A 19,804-nucleotide genomic window follows, 5' to 3' on the forward strand; every position below is an offset into this window, starting at 1 on the left:
TCGCAGCAAGGGGCAGATCTATGAATATTGAGGCGGGCCGGCTGACCAAGAAGGAGCGCCACGAGCTGATCCTGTCGGAGGTTCGGCGCTCGGCCTCGATCCGCATCTCGAAGCTTGCGCGCCGCATCGGCGTCGCCGGCGAGACCATCCGCCGCGACCTGATCGAGCTTGGCGATGCGGGGCTCATCAACCGCACCTATGGCGGCGCCACCATTTCACTGGTGACGTCGGAACCGGTGATCGCCGAACGCGGCCTCACAATGATCGAGGAGCGGGCCCGTGTCGGGCGAGGTGCGGCCGGACTGATCGAGAAAGGCAGCATCGTGATGATCGACGGCGGATCGACCACCTATGAAGTCGCGCGCAGCCTTTCGCAACACGGCCGGGACCTGACGATCATCACCAACTCCGTCGGCGTCGCCTCTGTGGCCGGGGCCAATCCGGGCTTCCGCGTCATCCTTTGCCCCGGCACCTATGACAGCCGCGAGGCGGCCGTGCTTGGCGAGGACACGGTCGAGTTCGTGCGCCGCTACAATGCCGACGTCGCCATCATCGGCGCCTCGGCGCTGAATGCCGAAGGGCCGAGCGACATGATCTCGGGCGCTGCGGCGGTGAAGCGCGCGATGATGGCACGGTCGCTGTCGACCATGCTGGTCGTGACCAACGACAAGTTCGGCCGCAGCGGCCTCGAACGCGTCTGCGCGCTGAGGGAGATTTCCGATGTCGTCACCGACAGCGAGCCGGCAGCCGAGATGCGCGCGGCGATCGACGAGGCAGGCGGCGAGCTGCACGTGTTTGCCGAGAGCTGAATAGGTTAAGCGCCGCGGTTTGTCAGCGCGATATGGCAGCAGCCGGAGCCATGACCCGGCGTCCAGGTGACATTGGAGAAGCGCACGCCGGTTGCCTCGAACAGACCGCGGTCGAAGGCGCCGGCGATGCGGCAGAGCGTGGCGAGTTTCTCCTCGCCGACGCCGGCCTCTATCCAGGCATCCTTCAGCGGGCAGCGCTTCACCTTGAAGGCGATGTGGTCAGGCCCGCGCTCGACATCGGTCGGATACATGCGCCCGCCATCCGGGCTGACGGCGAGGAATGCCTCGCCGATCGCCGGCGCGTCGTTAGGGCCGAAATTAGCGAAAGCGGCTGCCGCAACTTCCCGGCCGCGCTTCTCGATGCTGCGGATCATCACCGCCTCGGCCTTCTCGGCGCCGAGCTCAGCGGTCAGCTCGTCGAGGAAGAGCCGGTAGAGGTCAGCGCGGTTGCGGAAGGCGGAGTCGAGCTCGCGCGACAGTTTTTCGGCTCTGGCTGCTTCGGGATCGGTCATGCTGTGTCCTGATTTTGTCGTTTGACCATGATCTATCCGCAAACCGGGTCCCACTTTGCGGGATCATGGTCGGTTCCAGGTCAATCTTGGCGTCGCCTCGACCAGCGCCTTACCGATCGCCGATCGCGGGTTGGCGATGACGGCGCGGGCATCGCCGCTCTCGGCGATCCGGCCGGCGTCGAGGATGACGACGCGATGCGCCACGGCGCGGATGACGCCGAGATCATGCGAAATGAACAAATACGCGATCCGTTCCTGCCTTTGCAGGTCGAGCAGCAATTCCAGGATCTGGCCGCGCACCGAAACATCGAGCGCCGACACCGCCTCGTCGAGCACGATCAGCGACGGCCGCGTCGCGATGGCGCGGGCGATCGCCACGCGCTGGCGCTGGCCGCCGGAAATCTCATGGATGGCACGAGCCGCGAGGCCGGCATCGAGGCCGACGCGCTCCAGCAGTGCCGCGATACGGCGCGGGCGCTCCGCACGTGGGGCAATGCCATGGATGCGCAACGGATCGTCAAGCACGCGCGCCACGGTGGCGCGTGGATTGAAGGCTGCGAGCGGATCCTGGAACACCATCTGGATGCGGGCGCGGCGCGCGCGCAAAGCGGCGCCGGATAGCGCGAGGAAGTCCGCGCCTTCGAAGTCGACGCGGCCGGCATCGGGCTCGATCAGCCGCAAAACCAACCTCGCGATCGTCGACTTGCCGCTGCCGGACGGGCCGGCGAGCGCCAGCGTTTCTGCACGGCCGATCTCGAATGACACGTCGTCAACCGCAGCGAAAGGCTTGCCGCCACGGCGGTAGCGCTTGGCGAGACTGGAGACGGCCAGCACGGTCATGCCGAGGCGCCTTGCCGGTCAAGCAGCGGCTCGGCGTCGAGGCCGAGATGAGCGGCCAGCAAAGCGCGCGTGTAGGTGTGGCGCGGCGCGTTGAGGATTTGATCGGTCTCGCCGAGTTCGACCAATTCGCCGTGGCGCAGCACCGCGATGCGATCGGCAAGCGTGGCGGCGAGCGCGATATCGTGGCTGATGAAAAGCAGCGTCATGCCGTCCTCGGCCACCAGCCGGCGGATCAGCGCGACGATCTCGGCCTGGACGATGGTGTCGAGGGCGCTGGTCGCCTCGTCGGCGATCAAGAGTTTGGGTCCAGCAGCGATTGCCGCAGCGATGGCCACGCGCTGCTTCTGGCCGCCGGACAGCTGGTGCGGGTAGGTGTGGAGGGCCGAGTCCGGGCCAGGGAGGCGGACGCGGTCGAGGAGGGTTTTGGCTTGGGCGAAGGAGTCAGGCCAGCTGAGGCCGAGATGGGTGTGGACGACTTCGGCGATCTGCTTGCCGATTGGCATGACCGGATCGAGGCTGGAAGAGGGGTCCTGGAAGACGAAGCCGATGTCGCGGCCGAGGAGGGAGATGGTATTGCGAGGACGAGAGGGCTGGCGCTCTACGGCGCCCCCCTCTGTCCTGCCGGACATCTCCCCCTCTAGGGGGGAGATTAGCAGTTCCGCTGCCGGCTCCCCTTCTGCTGCGTTGAGGATTGGCGAAGGCGGACGCGACAGTTCAATCTCCCCCCTAGAGGGGGAGATGTCCGGCAGGACAGAGGGGGGCGCGAAGGAATGAGGCATTCGCGATCTCGATATCTTCCACTCGACTGTTCCTTCGATCTCGGCACCCCTCGCCAACAACCCCGCAATCGCCAGCGCCAGCGTGCTCTTGCCCGAGCCGCTTTCGCCGATGATCGCCAGGCGCTCTCCGGTTTTCACATCCAGGCTGATGCCTTTCAGCGCCGGCGCCTCGACCCTGCCGCGCCGATGGCCCACCGAAAGATCGCGAATCGAAAGCAGCGTGGTCACGACAGGCTCCTGCGCACAGCGGTGCTCTCCACAACGCCTTCGCCGGCGAGGTAGACGCCAAGCACGGTCAGCACCAGCGCTATACCGGGAACGACCGACAGGAAAGGTGCGGTGCGCAGCACCGTACGCCCCTCGGCGATCATGCCGCCCCAGGTGACGCGGTTGGGATCGCCTAGGCCAAGGAACGAGAGCGCGGCCTCGGTGAGGATCGCGGCGGCCACGATCACCGAGGATAGCGCCAGCACCGGCGGCAGCGCGTTGGGCAGCACCTCGCGAAAAGCAATCTCCAGCGGATGCATGCCGATGACGCGGGCGCCGGCGACATAGTCGCGCTCACGGATCGACAGGACTTCCGCGCGCGCAACCCGCGCTGGTCCGGTCCAGGCGCCGAGCGCGATCGCGGCGACGACGACGCTGAGCGAAGGTCCGACGATGCTGACGAAGGCGAGCGCGAGCAGGAAGCTCGGCACGGTCTGGAAGGCATCGGTGATGCGCATCAGCACTTCGTCGATCAGCCCGCCGGCGAAGCCGGCTAAAGTGCCGACGACCGCGCCGATCAGGAGCGCCGCGGCAGCCGCCGCCAGCCCCACCGCCAGCGACGTGCGGGTTCCGTGGAACAGCTCGGCCAGCACGTCGCGCCCGAGCCGGTCGGTGCCGAGCGGCAGCGAGCAGTCCTGGAACGGCGGCAGCAGCGCCGGGCCGGCGATGGCTTGCGGGTCGCCGGGAAACAGCACCGGCGCCGCCAGCGCCATCACAATGAGCAAGGCCAGGATGATTGCGCCCGCGATCGCTTCCGGCGTGTGGAAGAAACGGCGCAGGCGGTTCATGTGCTTGCCTCGCCGGCGCCGACGCGCGGGTCGAGGACAGCGTAGGTGAGATCGACCAGGAGGTTGATGACGAGGACCAGGACCGCGCTCACCAGGATGATGCCGAGCAGCAGCGGCGTATCGCGCCCGGCGACGGCTTCCTGCGCCAGGCGGCCGAGGCCAGGCACGGCAAGGACGCTTTCGATGACGACGCTGCCGCCTAGCATCTGCGCCGATTGCAGGCCAAGCATGGTGACCAGCGGCAGGAGCGCATTGCGGGCAACATGGGCAAGCACGATGCGGCGGCGGGGCAGGCCCCTGGCGCGGGCGGCGAGGATAAAGTCTTGCCGCCAGGCCTCGGCCATGCCGGCACGCATCATGCGCAGATAGAGCGCTAGATAGATGAAGCCGAGCGCCGACACCGGCAGCACGAGATGGACGGCAATGTCGGTGGCGCGGGAAAATCCGGTTTTACCTGAGGCGATGGTCTCGATGCCGCCGATCGGCAGCCAGCGCAGGTCGACGGCGAAGATGACGATGAGCACTAGGCCGAGCCAGAAGCCGGGCACGGCATAAAGCGCCAGCGAGCCGATGGAGAGGAAGCGGTCGCGGACGCTGCCGGGTCTGGCGCCGGCATAGATGCCGAGCGCCGAGCCGAGGCCGAAGGAGAGCGCGGTGGCGCTGCCCATCAGGATCAGCGTGGTCGGCAGGCGTTCGAGGATGATTTCGCGGATCGGCCGCGAGAAGGTGACGGACTGGCCAAGGTCGAGATGCAGCAGCGCCCAGAGATAATTGGCGAGGCGCGTCAGCTCCGACTGGTCGAGGCCCCAGCGGTGGCGCAGCAGTTCGATCATGCCGGCATCGCCGCCGGTCGAGACGATATAGGCATCGACCGCGTCGCCGGGGGCGGCTTCGAGCAGCAGGAAGCTGCCGACGACGACGATGAGGAGCACGAAGACGCTGCCGACGACGCGGCGGCGCAGGAGGCGGAGGGCGCGGGTCATGGCGAAGCCTGGTTGAGGCCAAACCACGGACGTTGCGCTCTACGGCGCCCCCCTCTGTCCTGCCGGACATCTTCCCCTCTAGGGGGGAGATTAGCCGTCATATCGGCTTTCGCCAATTTTCGACGCCGCAGGAATGAGCGAGGCGCGAGAACTGCCAATCTCCCCCCTAGAGGGGGAGATGTCCGGCAGGACAGAGGGGGGCGCGAAGGAACTCTCATTCTCAAAGCTGAGCACCCCGGCAGCCGATCCGCAAGGAGATCAGCCGGCCAAATAAGTGTCCGCCCAGTTCGATACTGCCCAGCGCGGGTTGTTGGCGATGTTGCCGACCGTATCGCGGGCGACGGAAATGAAGCTCCACTCCGCCACATTGATCAGCGGCAAATCGGCCGCCACCTTCTTCTGGAACTCCTTGTAGAGCTCGGTGCGGGCCGCTGTATCCAGCGTCTCCGATGCTTTCGCGATCAGCGCGTCGAGCTCGGCGTTTTTGTAGCCGCCTTGGTTGGAGAAGGGCACGCCGTCGGGAATGCCGCTATGCACCAGGATGGTGGTCGAGATTGCCGGGTCGCCGCGGAACACCGGCGGGCCGACGGCGAGGTCGAATGCGTGGTCGGTATAGACGGCCTTGATGTGCGCGGCGGAGTCATTGTTGACGATCTCGGCGTCGATGCCGATCGCTGCGAGTGCTTGGCGCAGATAATCGCCGAACTGCTTGGTCTCGTTGAAGTAAGGCGCCGGCAGCAGCTTCAGCGCGAAGCGCTTGCCGTCGTCGGCGCGCTTGTAGCCGGCTTGGTCGAGCAGCGCATTGGCCTTGGCGACGTCGAAGGGATAGGCCGGCACGTCGGCGGTGTAGAATTGCGGATCGTTCTTCGGCACCGGGCCGGTTGCGGTCGCGGCGTAGCCGAGGAAGATCGTCTTGACGACGAAATCCTTGTCGATGGCATGCGCGATCGCCTGCCGCACTTTCAGATCGGCCAGTTCCTTGCGGCGGTGGTTGATCTCGACGACGAGTTGGTAGGTCAGCCCCTCATAGCCCTTGGTGATGACCTTCAGGCCTGGCACCTTGGAAATGCGGTCGAGGTCGGCGAGCGGCACGGCGGAGAAGGCGGCGAGCTGGATCTCTTCCGCCTCGAGCGCCGCTGCGGCGGACGTGCGATCGGGGAGCACCTGGTAGACGATCTCGTCGAGATAGGGCTCGTCCTTATCCCAATAGGCGTCGTTCCTGGTCAGCCGGTAATATTGCCCGGCCTTGTATTCGGCGAACTTGAACGGACCGGTGCCGACCGGCGCGTTGTTGGCCGGGTTTTCCTCGATCTTGCCCACCTCATAGAGGTGCTTCGGCACGACGCTCGACAGCGCCGGCAGCGCATTGCGGATCAGCTGGAACGGCGTCGGCTTGGCGAATTTGAAGATCGCGGTCAGTTCGTCCGGCGTGTCGACCGCCTCCAGGTCCTTGAACACGGTGCGGCCGAGATTTTGCAGCGGCTTCCAGATCTGCAGCGCCGAGAAGGCGACGTCGGCCGAGGTGAAGGGCTTGCCGTCATGCCATTTAACGCCGTCGCGCAATTTGAAGGTCACCGACAAGCCGTCGGCCGCACCTTCCCAGGAAAGCGCGAGCCGCGGCTGCAGCCCGTCCTTGCCGTCGAAGGCGGCTTCGGCCAGCGTCTCGACGATCTTGCTGGAAATGAAGAAGACGCCGTTGGAGGCGACGATCGCCGGATTGAGGTTGCGCGGCTCGGAATCCGCGGCGACGATCAGCCGGCCGCCCTTCTTGGGCGTCTGCGTAAGGCCGATGGTCGGAAGCGCGGTGGAGGCCAGCAGCAGCGCCGAGCCGGCCAGCAGGCCGCGGCGTGAAATCGTCAATTCGGACATCGCTCAAACTCCCCTCTTCGCGCCGTGGCAGGCGCGGCATCCGGTGATTATGGCCCTTGGCAAAGGTTTCGCCAGAGACGGATTTGGCGCATCATGGCTTGGCTTTGAAATTTCCGTCCGCTGGACCAGCCATCCGACGGAGGCTCTCATGCTCTTATCTGGTAGGACCAGATTACAGACAACCGTGATCGGGATTTGGACAGAAACCGCCTTGGGGGCGAAAGCGATCAATTCTGGCTGGACCAGAGTGGCCAAAATAATGCAGATTTGGCCAACAGCCATACATCATGACTTTCGGCGCTCCTGCGGCCGATGAAAACAGGGAGAGGCAGATGAACATCGCTCCGGGCAAAACCGAGGTCAGCAATGTCCCGTTCGATCAGGCGCGGGTGGATCGGCTGATGGAAGAGGCCGGCATCGACGTGCTCTTCGCCACCTCCAAGCACAACACGCAATATTTGCTCGGCGGCTACAAGTTCATCTTCTTCGCGGCGATGGATGCCATCGGTCACAGCCGCTATTTGCCGATCGTCCTTTACGAGAAGGGCGGGCCGGAACATGCGGCCTATATCGGCAACAAGATGGAAGGCGGCGAACATCAAAATCATCCGTTCTGGACGCCGACCTTGCATGCCGCCTGCTGGGGCACGCTCGATGCCGCCAATCTGGCGGTGGAGCATCTCAAACAGATCGGCAAGCAAGCCGCCCGCATCGGCATCGAGCCGGGCTTCCTGCCGTCGGACGCCTACACGCTGATACGCAAGGCGCTGCCGGATGCCAAGCTGATCGACGCGACCGACATGCTGGAGCGCATGCGCGCCATCAAGACCGAGGCGGAGCTCGAACAGCTGCGCATTGCCTCCGAGCTGATCACCGATTCCATGCTGGCGACGATTGCCTGGGCGCGCGAGGGCACGAGCAAGACCGACATCATCGAGCAGCTCAGGCGCGAGGAGACCAATCGCGGCGCGCATTTCGAATATTGCCTGCTGACGCTGGGCTCAAGCCACAATCGCGCGGCGTCCAGCCAAGCCTGGAAGAAGAGCGAGGTGATGTCGATCGATTCCGGCGGCAACTACCACGGCTATATCGGCGACCTCTGCCGCATGGGCGTGCTTGGCGAGCCGGATGCCGAGCTCGAGGATCTTCTGGCCGAAGTCGAAGCGGTGCAGCAGGCCGCCTTTTCCAAGGTCAAGGCAGGCACGCTGGGCGGCGACATGATCGCGCATGCCGAGAGCGTTCTGAAGGCGTCCAAGGTCGCGGCCTACACGGATTTCTTCGCGCACGGCATGGGGCTGATCACGCATGAGGCGCCGTTCCTGATGACCAATCACCCGGTCGCCTATGAGGGCACCTATGCGGCAAAGCCGCTGGAGAAGAACATGGTGCTGTCGGTCGAGACCACCATGCTTCATCCGTCGCGCGGCTTCATCAAGCTGGAGGACACGGTGGCCGTCACTGACGCCGGCTATGTGATGTTCGGCGACCGCGGGCGTGGGTGGAACAGGGGCGGGATTTCTTAAGGAGGAGGTCGGCGCTGCCCCTCATCCGCCCTTCGGGCACCTTCTCCCCGTAGAACGGGGAGAAGGAAAGACAGTTACCGACCCGCCGGCAGCAGCCTGAAATCCGGCAGGTCGCGCAGCGCCAGCTCCGGTCCGGCGGGCGAATAGACGACGAAGAGCTGCATCGGCTGGTCGCCAGTGTTGAGCGTCGAGTGGAAGCGGCTTTCCGGCACGTAGATGGTGCAGCCGGGGCCGACTTTCGCCACCACCGGATTGCCTTTCTCATCCTCGACCATCTGCTCGCCATTGCCGGAGATGACGAAGATGATCTCTTCGGCGCCCGGATGGTTGTGGCGGGTGTGGCCTTTGCCCGGCGGTAAGTCGACGATACCGCCGGAGAAGCGTTCGGCGCCGTTCACTTCCGGCGCGACGGTCAGCGACAGCTTGCCCCAGTCGAAGCCGAAGGCGCTGACATCCTTCGGATAGACGAACACCTTGCTCCTGTCGGCCATTGCCTCATCCCTTCCTTTTCTTTGCTTCTGTCTTCTGGTCGCGAAGCGCGACCGCCTTGAAATCCGCCGTCTGCCTGGCGATCGCCGCCTCGGCGGGAAGCCGTTCCATCGAGCTCGCGCCGTAGAAGCCGTGGAGTCCCTCGCAGCGGTCGAGAATGTAGCGCGCGTCGTCGGGCATCGAGATCGGCCCGCCATGGCAAAGCAGGATGACGTCCTTGCGCACGGAGCGCGCGGCATCGGCGATGGCGTCGATTTCCTTGACGCAGGCGTCGAGCGTTTTCGCCGAAGTGGCGCCGATCAAGCCGCCGGTCGTGACGCCCATATGGGCGACGACGATATCGGCGCCGGCTTTCGTCATGGCGCGCGCCTCGTCCGGGTTGAAGACGTAGGGCGTGGTGAGCAAGTCGAGCTTGCGCGCCTCGGCGATCATGTCGACCTCGAGGCCGAAGCCCATGCCGGTCTCCTCGAAACTCTGGCGCATGGTGCCGTCGAACAGGCCGACGGTCGGAAAATTCTGCACGCCGGAAAAGCCCATCGTCTTCAGCTCTGCGAGCAGCAGCGGCATGATGACGAAGGGATCGGTGCCGTTGACGCCGGCCAGCACCGGTGTCTTCTTCACCACCGGCAGCACCTCATAGGCCATCTCCTTGACGATCTCGTTGGCGTTGCCGTAGGCAAGCAGGCCGGCGGCCGAGCCGCGGCCGGCCATGCGATAGCGGCCGGAATTGTAGATGATGATCAGGTCGATGCCGCCGGCTTCCTCGGCCTTGGCCGACAGGCCGGTCCCGGCGCCGCCGCCGATGATCGGCACGCCGTCGGCGATCATCTTGCGGAATTTTTCCAGGATCGTTTTGCGCGGAATGGCAGCCATGCTTGTCTTGTCTCACTTCTTGGCGATGTCGAGGAAGGCCTCCGCCGCGGCCTTGGCGAAGGCGGGGTCGTTGATGTGCAGCGGCAGGCGCGTCACGGTGCGGTTCCTGGTCGGTTCGATCGTGCGCTCGATGGCCTCAAACAGCACGGCGTCGGCTTCCGGATCGAAGAAGGCGCCGCCTACGATATCGAGCGCCGATACGCCCTTTTCCGGGATCAGGAAGCGGACCGGACCGTCGCATCGGGCGAGGCGGCCGCCGATCCATTCGCCGATCTTGCGGCATTCCTCGGCCGTGGTGCGCATCAGCGTGACATTGGGATTGTGCTCGTAGAAGAGCCGCCCATGATATTTTTCCGGAATGGTCGGCGGCGCCCAGAAGTTCACCATGTCGAGCGCGCCGACCGAGCCGACATAGGGCAATTTCGTGCGCGCAATCGCGCCGAAGCGATCCTCGGTCGCCGGCAGCACGCCGCCGAACAGGAAATCGCACACCTCGGTCGTGGTGATGTCGATGACGCCGGCCAGCAGACTGCTGTCGGCGAGCTTCTCCATCGAGCGGCCGCCGGTGCCGGTGGCGTGGAAGACCATACAGTCATAGTCGGGGCGCAATCGGTCGACGATCGCCGTCACACAGGGCGTGGTGACGCCGAACATGGTGAGTCCCAGCGCCGGCTTGCCGGCGGCAGCCGAGGCGGGCTTCGCGGCCATGCCGGCGATCGCCTGGGCGGCATTGTGCAGCACAATGCGGGAGAGCCTGTTCAGTCCCGCCATGTCGGTGACCGACGGCATCATGATGATGTCGGAGATGTCGACGTAAGGCGCGGTATCGCCGGAGGCCAATGTCGAGACCATGATCTTCGGCAGGCCGAGCGGCAGCGCCCGCATGCCGGCGGTGACGATCGAGGTGCCGCCGCCGCCGCCGATGCCGATCACCCCGGCGATGTCGTCACGTGACTGGATGAAATTGGCGAAGGCGGCGCCCATGCCGGCAACGGCGGTGCCGCGATCGTCGATGCCGAGAACAGCGCCGGCTCCCTTGGGATGATGCGCGGCGACCTCGCTGGCAGAGATATCCACCGGGACGGTCGCGCCTCGCGTGCCGATATCGACACGGACGACCGCGCCGCCGGCCGTGGCGACGGCATCGGCCAGGAAGGCGAGTTCCTCGCCTTTGGTGTCGGCAGTGCCGATCACATAGATGCGCTTCATCCGCGGTTCCCCGTCCGGCATGGCCGGCTTTGCCGCCGGCCTTTTCTGCCCCACCCTTAAGCTTGTCGGCAAAAGCCTCGTCGCTGGTGGGGACCGTATTTTTTGCCCCACCCTTAAGCTCCTCGGCAAAGCCTCGTCGCTGGTGGGGACCCGTTATTGACCGGCATTGCGCCATTGCAAATTTTTGAGACGCGCGTATCGTATTGATATGGATGTCTCACGTCAACAAGCCGCCTCCATCGATGACGCCGCACAGGCGCCGACCGCCGAGAAGGGGCCGCGCGCCCGCACAAAGCGGCTGATGCTGGAAACGGCGACGAGGCTGATGCAATCCGGCATGACCCCTTCGGTCAGCGAGGTCGCGGAGGCGGCAGAGGTGTCGCGCGCCACCGCCTACCGGTATTTCCCGAGCCAGGCGGCGCTGGTGCAGGCCGTGGTCGATGAAGGGCTCGGCCCTATCCTTACCTGGAAGTCGACGTCCGACGATGCCGAGCGGCGCGTGGCAGATCTGTTCGCGACCGCGATGCCGCGCATCGAAGCCTTCGAGGCAACGTTCAAAGCGGCGCTGAAACTGTCCCTCGACCAATGGGCGCGGCGCCAGGCGGGCACGCTCGGGTCCGAGCCGGCCTTCATTCGCGGTCATCGCGTCGACCTGTTGAAGGATGCGATCGCGCCGCTCAAGGGGCGCTTGAAGCCGCGCCAGCTCACGCGCCTTGCCCAGGCGCTGTCGCTGATGTTCGGCGTCGAGGTGGTCACGGTGCTGAAGGACATTTGGGGGCTGAACAGCGCCGAGATGATGTCGGTCGCGCAATGGGCGGCAGGCGCGCTGGTGCGCGCCGCAATGGCGGAATCGGAGGCGAAATCGGCAGGAATGGCTGCGGCGCCTGGGGCGACGATCGGGTAAATCTGGTTCTACCAGATTGTGAGGACGATTTTGAATGTTAAATGGGGTGAGCTGGCCCTCACAAGGGGTCGGCGTATCAAGGAGTAGGAAAAACAAGGGAAAACAGGCAGATGCCATAATGGTGGGCTCGTTCGTCTGCTCCTAGCCTCCCAAGAAAGCGCTTGACGTCAAGCGGGAATTGGTAATACCAGATTTAGGACCGATAAAGCGGATCAAAGTGAAGGCTGCGATCCATTTCCGACAGGGTGGGAGGCCTGGACCGGAGAGGTGCCATCACAGGAGGAACTACCAAGGCCGGCTTCGCCGCCGGCTCGCATGAGACGGTAGAATGCGCACAAGGGAGGAAAACTATGCGCAAGATTATGACCAGCGTGATTGCTGGTATTGGGCTGGCGCTTGCCTGCGGGACATCCGTCCGCGCGCAGGATAAGGAACTCACCATCTTCTGGGCGGAATGGGACCCGGCGAACTACCTGCAGGAACTCGTCAACGACTACACGGCCGAAACCGGCGTGAAGGTCACCGTTCAGACAACGCCGTGGCCCGACTTCCAGACCAAGGCCTTCACCGAGTTCAACGCGCATGGCGACGCCTACGACATGGTCGTCGGCGACTCGCAATGGCTGGGCGCCGGTTCGACGCAAGGCCACTATGTCGACCTGACCGACTTCTTCAACCAGCACAAGCTTGGCGACGTGATGGCGCCCGCGACCATCAAGTATTACGCCGAGTATCCGGGCGGTTCCAGCAAATATTGGGCGATCCCGCTGGAAGGCGACGCGATCGGCTGGTCCTATCGCAAGGACTGGTTCGAGGATCCGAAGGAGAAGGAAGCCTTCAAGGCCAAATACGGCTACGACCTCGCGGTGCCGACGACCTATGCGCAGCTGCGCGATATCGCCGAGTTCTTCCACCGTCCGGACCAGAAGCGGTACGGCGTGGCCATCTACACCGACAATTCCTATGACGCGATGGCGATGGGCGTCGAAAGCGCCATCTTCAGCTATGGCGGCGATCTCGGCGACTACGCGACCTACAAGGTCGACGGCATCACCAACTCCAAGGAAGCCGCCGCCGGCCTCGACATGTACAAGCAACTCTACAAGTTCACGCCTCCGGGCTGGGGCAAGACCTTCTTCGTGGAAGACAACCAGGCGATCACCGGCGGCCTGGCCGCGATGAGCATGAACTTCTTCGCCTTCTTCCCGCCGCTGGTGAACAAGGCCACCAACCCCTACGCCGACGTCACCGGCTTCTTCGCCAATCCGGCCGGCCCGGACGGCAAGCGCTTCGCCGCGCTCGGCGGCCAGGGCATCTCGGTCGTCTCGTATTCGAAGAACAAGGACGAGGCGATGAAGTTCCTCGAGTGGTTCATCAAGGACGAGACCCAGAAGAAGTGGGCCGAGCTCGGCGGCTACACCTGCAGCCAGGCCGTGCTGAAGTCCGAAGCCTTCCAGAACGCGACGCCCTACAACAAGGCGTTCTACGACACGATGTTCATGGTCAAGGACTTCTGGGCAACGCCTGAATACGCCGAAGTGCTCGATCAACTGAACCAGAACATCTATCCGTTTGTGGTCGGCGGCAAGGGTACCGCCCAGGAGGCGCTCGACAAGACGGCCGCCGACTGGAAGGCCACCTTCACCAAATACAATCGTTACAAGTAAGCATCGCAGTCAGAATGCCGGAGGAGGTTTCCCCCTCCGGCATTCCTGTTTTCAGGAGACAAAGTTGGCTTCGGTAGCCCTTACCAATCTTGATCCAGCGTCCAGGGCCGCCGCTCGCGGCTGGTCCGATCTGACCATCCGCAACCTGTTCATCATCCCGACGCTGGTCTTTCTGATCGTCTTCAACATTTTCCCGCTGATCTATTCGCTCGGCTATTCCTTCACGAACTTCGCCGCGAACCGCAGCGAACCCTGGCAGTTCGTCGGCTTGCAGAACTATCGCGAGCTGCTGAGCGACGATCACATCTGGTCGAACTTCGTCATCACCGCCAAATACGTGATCGTTTCGGTGGCTGGGCAGATGATCGTCGGCTTCGGCCTTGCGCTTCTGCTCAACCGCAGCTTTCCGATGAAGGGCCTGATCACCACGCTGCTGCTGCTGCCGATGATGATGTCCGCGGCGGTCGTCGGCCTGTTCTGGCAATTGCTCTACAGCCCGTCCTGGGGACCGATCAACTATGTCTTCGGCCTTGGCGACTTCGCCTGGCTCTCCAATCCCGACAGCGCGCTCTACGCGGTCGCGATCACCGATATCTGGATGTGGTCGCCTTTCGTCATGCTGCTGTCGCTCGCCGGTCTCTCGGCCGTGCCGCAGCATCTCTACGAGGCGGCCGCGATCGACCGCGCCGGGTGGTGGTACACCTTCACTCGCATCACCTTGCCGCTGGTCTCGCCGATCCTTCTGATCGCGCTGATCTTCCGCACCATGGAAGCCTTCAAGACCTTCGACATTGCCTACACCATGACCACCCAGCCGACCGCCGAGCTGATCGCGATCCGGCTCTACAAGCAGGCCTTCCAGCAGTGGGATACGGGCAAGTCCTGCGCGCTGGCCTACATCGTGCTGATCATGGTGCTGGCCATCACCAACCTCTACGTGAAGTATCTCAACAAGGTGAAGGAGCGCTGACATGGCCGCCGTCCGCACTTCTTCCGAGGTCGCCTTCAACCGCATCGCCATCGCCGCGGTGCTGATCGCCACGCTGGTCTTCCTGGCGCCGATCTACTGGATCGCCTCCACGGCGTTCAAGCCGAAGGAACTCGCCGTCAGCGTGCCGCCCACCGTGCTGTTCGAGCCGGAGGTGACGCCGTTCGTGCGGCTCTTCACCAAGCGCGTGCAGATGCAGAAGCCCGTCGATCCGCAAGTCTACGATGCCGCGCCCTGGTGGGAAAAACGCATCTATGACGGCGGCGAGCGGGTTCTCAAGGTCGGCAAGGACGTGCAGCTTTCGCAATATCCCGACCGGTTCATGAACAGCCTGATCGTGGCTGTGATCAGCACGGTGCTGGCTGTGGGCATGGGAACCTTCACCGCCTATGGCTTCTCACGCTTCAAGATCGCGGGCGAGGCGGACCTGCTCTTCTTCATCCTGTCGACCCGCATGCTGCCGCCGGTGGTGGTCGCAATCCCAATGTTCCTGATGTACCGGATGGTCGGCCTCAACGATTCGCATATCGGCCTGATCATCCTCTACGTTGCCTTTAACCTGTCCTTCTCGGTCTGGCTGATGAAGGGCTTCATGGACGAGATCCCGAAGGAGTATGAGGAAGCAGCACTCGTCGACGGCTACACGCGCATGCAGGCCTTCTTCAAGATCGTGCTGCCCGAGGCGGCGACGGGCATCGCGGCGACTGCCGTGTTCTGCTTCATCACTGCCTGGAACGAATACGCCTTTGCGCTGATCATGACCAACCGGCGCGCCCAGACGGCGCCGCCCTTCATCCCCTCGCAGATCGGCTCCGGCCTGCCGGACTGGACGACGATCGCGGCTGGTACCTTCCTGTTCCTGTTGCCGGTCGCAATCTTCACCTTCCTGCTGCGCAACCATCTGCTTCGCGGCGTGACGTTCGGAGCAATCCGCAAATGAGTTTTCGCTCCACCAACGAGAAGTACCTGCTGCCGGCCTCGCAAATCCTCATGGTGCTGGGCATCGTAGCGCTCTGCCAACCATGGAGCCTCGGCCTGCATTCATACGGTGTGACGATCATCCTGATCGGGCTGATCGGCTTCAACATCACGTCCAAGATCGCACCGGAGCAGAGCGAGGAAACCGGCGCCGCGACGCATGAGGGAGCCCGCCAGTGACGCAGATCGAACTTCGCGGCATCGAGAAATTCTTTGGTGCCGTCCAGGTCATCCATAATCTGAACCTGGCCATCGCCGACAACGAGTTCATCGTGCTGCTCGGCCAGTCGGGCTGCGGCAAGACCACGACGCTGCGCGCCGTGGCAGGGCTGGAGACGATCGACCAGGGCGACATCCTGATCGACGGTAAGCCGGTGCAGCACCTCAAGGCGGCGGACCGCGACATCGCCATGGTGTTCCAGTCCTTCTCGCTCTACCCGCATATGACGGTGTTCGAGAACGTCGCCTTTCCGCTGCGTGCAATGCGCATGAGCAGCGGCGAAGTCGACAAGTCCGTGCGCGAGGTCGCCCGGGTCCTGCGCATCACCGATCTGCTCGACAAGAGGCCGTCGGCGCTCTCGGGCGGCGACATGCAGCGCGTGGCCATCGGTCGTGCGCTGGTGCGGCGCCCGAAGGCGATGCTGATGGACGAGCCGATCGGCGCGCTCGACGCCAAGCTGCGCGAGGAGATGCGCGCCGAGATCAAGCGCCTGCACGTCAAGCAAGGGTCGACCACGATCTATGTCACGCACGACCAGATCGAGGCGATGAGCCTCGCCGACCGCATCGTCATCATGCATGAAGGCTTCATCCAGCAGGTCGGAACGCCGGATGAGGTCTATTCGCATCCGGCAAACCTGTTCGTGGCGCAGTTCGTCGGCAGCCCGGTGATGAACATTGCCGAGGTCAATGTCGCGGATCAGGCGGGCACTGCTTCCGTAACCGTCGGCGATGCGCCGGCTGGCTTCGAGTTCCCGCGCCAGCTCCTGTCCAGACTCAACGGGCATGCAGCCAATGGCGGCCTGACGCTCGGCATCCGCCCGGAGGGCGTACTCGTGCGGCACGATGCGGCGCCCGGCTACATGCCAGTCGAGGCGAGCATCATCGAGCCGCTCGGGTCCTTCGACATTGTCGATCTCAGGCTCGGCTCCACGATGCTGCGCGCCCGCACCAAGGCGGGCTACGTCTCGGGCCCCGGTGAGAAAGTCCATGTCCGCATCGATCCCGAGCAGGCGCACTTTTTCGACACGGCAAGCGGCAAGTCGCTGGGAGTAAGGCTGTAATGGCCCATATCGAACTGAAGAACATCACCAAGAAATACGGCAGCCACACCGCGCTGACGGGTCTGAACCTCGACATAGCCGACGGCGAGTTCTTCGTGCTGCTTGGCGAGACCGGCGCCGGCAAGACGACGACGCTACGCCTGATCGCCGGACTGGATAAGCCGACCGAGGGCCAGGTTCTCATCGACGGCGTCGACGTCGCCGACTGGGGCGCGGCCGAGCGCGACGTCGCGCTGGTGCTGCAGCAATATTCGCTTTATCCGCGCTACACTGTGCGGCAGAACCTCGAATTTCCGCTGAAGCCGAAGATCCGCCGGCTGCCGGATGCCGAGATCAAGGACCGCGTCGCGCGCGCCGCCCGCACGCTCAGGATCGAACACCTGCTCGACCGCAAGACCGACCGGCTTTCCGGCGGCGAGATGCAGCGCGTCTCGATCGGCCGAGCGATCGTGCGCAAGCCGCGCGTGTTCCTGATGGACGAGCCGCTCTCGGCGCTCGACGCCAAGCTGCGCGAGGCGCTGCGCACGGAATTGAAGAACCTTCAGATGCAACTCGGCGCCACGTTCCTGTTCGTCACACACGACCAGATCGAGGCTATGTCGATGGGCGACAAGGTCGGCGTGCTCAACCATGGCCGCATCGTGCAGACGGGCACGCCGCATGAGATCTACAACAATCCGCGCGACACCTATGTCGCGAGCTTCGTCGGCTCGCCGCCGATGAACCTCATCGACGGCAGGCTGGTCAACGACCGCGCGGTGATGGCGCCGGTGAATTTCGAACTGCCGCTCACAATTGGCGCCAAGAGCTTTGGCGGGGGCAGGACGAGCGGCGCGGCCGACGGTCGCCCGCTCGTCTTCGGCATCCGTCCGGAGGACGTCTATCTGGAGAGCGGGGCTCCGGTCGAGGCACGCGTGCACGATGTCGAGAACCATGGCGTGGAAAAGATCCTGACGCTCAGGGTCGGCGACACGATGCTGCGGGCCACGGTGCCGGCCAGGACCGACGTGGCTATCGAAGAGCCGGTGCGCTTTGCCTGGAACCCCGACAAGGTGGTGATGTTCGATAAAGGCAGCGGTGTGAGCCTGCGGCACGCCGGATAGAAGTCTTAGCCTGCTGACTTGCTCGCGGCGCTGTGGCCTTCCTGATGGGGCCCAAGCCGGCCGCCGAGTAGGCCAGCCCGCTCGCCCTCGCGAGCATCGGCCCCGGCGGCTCTCACGAGCGCCGGGCCGTCAATCTTCAAGCCGAGCGGCCGTCGAACTCGAACACTTCGATGCCGGCGATGTCGACGCCGTCGAGGCAGTTGATGTTGATATAGGCGGACCGTTCGCTGCCTTGGCCGACGTCCTCGGCAAAGGGGTGCATGCCGCATGTGCGGCAGAAGCGGTGCGCGATTTGAGCCTTGCCGAAGGTGTAGCGGCCGAGGTCGTCGCCCCACGCGACCAGATTGAGCTTCTCATGCGGCACGGCCCACAAAAGCGCGCCCTTGCGCCGGCAGATCGAGCAGTTGCAGCGCACCGCGCCGCCGATCTCACCCTTGACCTCGAACGCCACCTTGCCGCAGTGGCAGCTGCCTTTGTACAGCATCAGCATCTTTCCATCGCTGGCAGGGTGCAAAGGCACACTTGCCGGGTTATCTCTTCGCCGGCCAAGACCAGGCCGCACGCTTAAAAGACGTTGCAATTTTGCAAGGCCCGACATCGAAAATGCAATCCATCCGCGACCGTCTTGAAATCATCCTGTCACGTCTTGCCAATCGGGCGGCCGACGAGAAGGTCTATACGAAGCTCTATGCCGAGGCCGCGCGGGCAGCCGCCGATGCGTCCGATGCCCGCCGCAAGGCCGGCGTCAGCCTTGGGCCGCTCGACGGGCGCATCGTTTCGATCAAGGATCTGTTCGACGTCGCCGGCGAACCGACAGCGGCCGGATCGCTGATCCGCGCCAGCGCCGAACCGGCGGCGCGGGACGCAGCGATCGTGCAAAGGCTGCGCCAGGCGGGCGCGGTCATCCTCGGCAAGACCAACATGACCGAGTTCGCCTTCACCGCGATCGGCGACAATCCGCATTATGGCACACCGGGCAACGCTGCCGATGTCGGCCTGATCCCGGGCGGCTCGTCATCTGGAGCCGGCGTTGCGATCGGCGAGGGCACAAGCGACATCTCGATCGGTTCGGACACCGGCGGCTCGGTGCGCATTCCGGCCTCGCTCAACGGCGTCGTCGGCTTCAAGCCGACGGCGCGGCGCGTGCCTTTGACGGGAGCCTTTCCGCTGTCGATGACGCTGGATTCGATCGGTCCGCTTGCCCGCAGCGTCGCCGATTGCGCGATCGCCGATGCGATCATGGCGGGACAAGAGCCCGCCGGTCCTCAGCCGGGCTCGCTCGCCGGCCTGCGCGTCGGCATTCCACGCGGCGTCTTGTTCGGCGAAACGCAGGCGCAGGTCGCCGAAGCTTTCGAGGCCTGCATCGACAGGATCGGACGAGCCGGCGCCCGCGCCGCCGATTTGTCCATCGACGATCTTATCGCCGAGATGCGCGCGGCAACCAGGCGCGGGACGATCGCGTCCATGGAAGGTGCGGAGGTGCATGCCGATTGGCTGGCGGGCGGCGCCTCTGTGCCGGTCGATCCGCATGTCACCGGGCCATTGGCGCGCGCGCTGGCTGTCCCTGCCTCGGCCTACATCCGGACGATCCGCCGGCGCGCCGAGCTTGTGGCGGCCATGGCGGAACGGCTGGAGACGGTCGATGTTCTGGCATTGCCGACCGTGCCGATGGTCGCGCCGTCCATCGCCGCCATGGCCGGCGACGAAGCTCTGCGCGACAAGACGGAAGGACTGCTCTTGCGCAACACGCAGGTCGCCAACCAGTTCGACCTTTGCGCGATCTCGCTGCTGATGCCCGGCACGAAGCTGCCGGCCGGATTGATGCTGGTGGGCAAGCACGGGCATGACAGTCATCTGCTGCGCGTTGCCGCCGCGGTCGAGGCTTTGCTTGGCCGGTGACTGCGCAGGCCATCAGGATGCAAGTCCGGAAAGGCTGGCCC

Annotated in this window: 20 protein-coding genes; 10 read left to right on the top strand and 10 right to left on the bottom strand. The window is 64.5% G+C overall.

Annotated features, from left to right (window positions below; translation table 11 throughout):
* Positions 1 to 20 precede the first annotated feature (20 nt).
* Positions 21 to 809, top strand: a complete 789-nt coding sequence (locus tag FJ423_RS22005) for a DeoR/GlpR family DNA-binding transcription regulator (RefSeq protein WP_246680224.1) — start codon at positions 21 to 23, stop codon at positions 807 to 809.
* A 5-nt stretch (positions 810 to 814) separates the two neighbouring features.
* On the opposite strand, the gene FJ423_RS22010 is transcribed toward FJ423_RS22005, so the two are convergent.
* From FJ423_RS22010 to FJ423_RS22040, 6 genes are all read right to left on the bottom strand, one after another.
* Positions 815 to 1,321 carry an L-2-amino-thiazoline-4-carboxylic acid hydrolase gene (locus FJ423_RS22010; protein ID WP_140845096.1) on the bottom strand — a complete coding sequence of 169 codons (507 nt, stop codon included), beginning with the start codon at positions 1,319 to 1,321 and terminating at the stop codon, positions 815 to 817.
* Between the two features lie 63 nt (positions 1,322 to 1,384).
* Positions 1,385 to 2,161 (bottom strand): ATP-binding cassette domain-containing protein, encoded by a 777-nt coding sequence (locus FJ423_RS22015; protein WP_140845098.1) that lies wholly within the window; start codon positions 2,159 to 2,161, stop codon positions 1,385 to 1,387.
* The gene (locus FJ423_RS22020) at positions 2,158 to 3,168 is read right to left on the bottom strand and encodes an ABC transporter ATP-binding protein (protein WP_181174869.1); all 1,011 of its coding nucleotides are present in this window, start codon (positions 3,166 to 3,168) and stop codon (positions 2,158 to 2,160) included. Before FJ423_RS22020 ends, FJ423_RS22015 begins: the two co-directional genes overlap by 4 nt.
* Positions 3,165 to 3,995 (bottom strand): ABC transporter permease, encoded by an 831-nt coding sequence (locus FJ423_RS22025; RefSeq protein WP_140845106.1) that lies wholly within the window; start codon positions 3,993 to 3,995, stop codon positions 3,165 to 3,167. The genes FJ423_RS22020 and FJ423_RS22025 overlap by 4 nt, the downstream gene beginning before the upstream one ends.
* Positions 3,992 to 4,978: an ABC transporter permease gene (locus FJ423_RS22030; RefSeq protein ID WP_140845115.1), complete on the bottom strand. Its 987-nt coding sequence runs from the start codon at positions 4,976 to 4,978 to the stop codon at positions 3,992 to 3,994. Before FJ423_RS22030 ends, FJ423_RS22025 begins: the two co-directional genes overlap by 4 nt.
* Before the next feature lie 258 nt (positions 4,979 to 5,236).
* A complete protein-coding gene (locus FJ423_RS22040) occupies positions 5,237 to 6,847 on the bottom strand; it encodes an ABC transporter substrate-binding protein (protein WP_140845122.1) in 1,611 nt (536 codons plus the stop codon).
* Between the two features lie 332 nt (positions 6,848 to 7,179).
* Here FJ423_RS22040 and FJ423_RS22045 point away from each other — a divergent pair, with 332 nt between their 5' ends.
* Positions 7,180 to 8,370, top strand: a complete 1,191-nt coding sequence (locus FJ423_RS22045) for a Xaa-Pro peptidase family protein (RefSeq protein ID WP_140845129.1) — start codon at positions 7,180 to 7,182, stop codon at positions 8,368 to 8,370.
* A gap of 74 nt (positions 8,371 to 8,444) precedes the next feature.
* On the opposite strand, the gene FJ423_RS22050 is transcribed toward FJ423_RS22045, so the two are convergent.
* The 3 genes from FJ423_RS22050 to FJ423_RS22060 are packed head-to-tail and all read right to left on the bottom strand — an operon-like array spanning position 8,445 to position 10,941.
* A complete protein-coding gene (locus FJ423_RS22050) occupies positions 8,445 to 8,861 on the bottom strand; it encodes a cupin domain-containing protein (protein ID WP_140845136.1) in 417 nt (138 codons plus the stop codon).
* 4 nt (positions 8,862 to 8,865) lie between these two features.
* Positions 8,866 to 9,732 (bottom strand): phosphoenolpyruvate hydrolase family protein, encoded by an 867-nt coding sequence (locus FJ423_RS22055; protein WP_140845141.1) that lies wholly within the window; start codon positions 9,730 to 9,732, stop codon positions 8,866 to 8,868.
* A gap of 12 nt (positions 9,733 to 9,744) precedes the next feature.
* On the bottom strand, positions 9,745 to 10,941 hold the full coding sequence (locus tag FJ423_RS22060; RefSeq protein ID WP_140845143.1) for a Tm-1-like ATP-binding domain-containing protein: 1,197 nt from the start codon (positions 10,939 to 10,941) through the stop codon (positions 9,745 to 9,747).
* 208 nt (positions 10,942 to 11,149) lie between these two features.
* Between FJ423_RS22060 and FJ423_RS22065 the strand changes: the two genes are divergently transcribed.
* The 7 genes from FJ423_RS22065 (at position 11,150) to FJ423_RS22095 (ending at position 17,864) form a co-directional block, all read left to right on the top strand.
* Complete coding sequence (locus tag FJ423_RS22065; protein ID WP_140845145.1) at positions 11,150 to 11,845, top strand: TetR/AcrR family transcriptional regulator; 696 nt, start codon at positions 11,150 to 11,152, stop codon at positions 11,843 to 11,845.
* Between the two features lie 350 nt (positions 11,846 to 12,195).
* The gene (locus FJ423_RS22070) at positions 12,196 to 13,512 is read left to right on the top strand and encodes an extracellular solute-binding protein (protein WP_140845147.1); all 1,317 of its coding nucleotides are present in this window, start codon (positions 12,196 to 12,198) and stop codon (positions 13,510 to 13,512) included.
* Between the two features lie 64 nt (positions 13,513 to 13,576).
* Positions 13,577 to 14,482: a sugar ABC transporter permease gene (locus tag FJ423_RS22075; protein WP_095769195.1), complete on the top strand. Its 906-nt coding sequence runs from the start codon at positions 13,577 to 13,579 to the stop codon at positions 14,480 to 14,482.
* Position 14,483: 1 nt separating this feature from the next.
* On the top strand, positions 14,484 to 15,440 hold the full coding sequence (locus tag FJ423_RS22080; protein ID WP_140845149.1) for a carbohydrate ABC transporter permease: 957 nt from the start codon (positions 14,484 to 14,486) through the stop codon (positions 15,438 to 15,440).
* Positions 15,437 to 15,658 (top strand): hypothetical protein, encoded by a 222-nt coding sequence (locus tag FJ423_RS22085; RefSeq protein ID WP_095769197.1) that lies wholly within the window; start codon positions 15,437 to 15,439, stop codon positions 15,656 to 15,658. Before FJ423_RS22080 ends, FJ423_RS22085 begins: the two co-directional genes overlap by 4 nt.
* Positions 15,655 to 16,761: an ABC transporter ATP-binding protein gene (locus FJ423_RS22090; RefSeq protein WP_140845151.1), complete on the top strand. Its 1,107-nt coding sequence runs from the start codon at positions 15,655 to 15,657 to the stop codon at positions 16,759 to 16,761. The genes FJ423_RS22085 and FJ423_RS22090 overlap by 4 nt, the downstream gene beginning before the upstream one ends.
* Positions 16,761 to 17,864: an ABC transporter ATP-binding protein gene (locus FJ423_RS22095; protein ID WP_095769199.1), complete on the top strand. Its 1,104-nt coding sequence runs from the start codon at positions 16,761 to 16,763 to the stop codon at positions 17,862 to 17,864. The genes FJ423_RS22090 and FJ423_RS22095 overlap by 1 nt, the downstream gene beginning before the upstream one ends.
* 136 nt (positions 17,865 to 18,000) lie before the next feature.
* Here FJ423_RS22095 and FJ423_RS22100 read toward each other — a convergent pair whose 3' ends face one another.
* Entirely contained in the window at positions 18,001 to 18,348 is a 348-nt protein-coding gene (locus FJ423_RS22100; RefSeq protein ID WP_140845153.1) for a GFA family protein, read from the bottom strand.
* A 119-nt stretch (positions 18,349 to 18,467) separates the two neighbouring features.
* On the opposite strand from FJ423_RS22100, the gene FJ423_RS22105 reads away from it, so the two are divergent.
* The gene (locus FJ423_RS22105) at positions 18,468 to 19,763 is read left to right on the top strand and encodes an amidase (RefSeq protein ID WP_140845154.1); all 1,296 of its coding nucleotides are present in this window, start codon (positions 18,468 to 18,470) and stop codon (positions 19,761 to 19,763) included.
* Positions 19,764 to 19,804: the final 41 nt, after the last annotated feature.

It is taken from the genome of Mesorhizobium sp. B2-8-9, from assembly GCF_006439475.1.
In the GTDB taxonomy this organism is placed as follows: domain Bacteria; phylum Pseudomonadota; class Alphaproteobacteria; order Rhizobiales; family Rhizobiaceae; genus Mesorhizobium.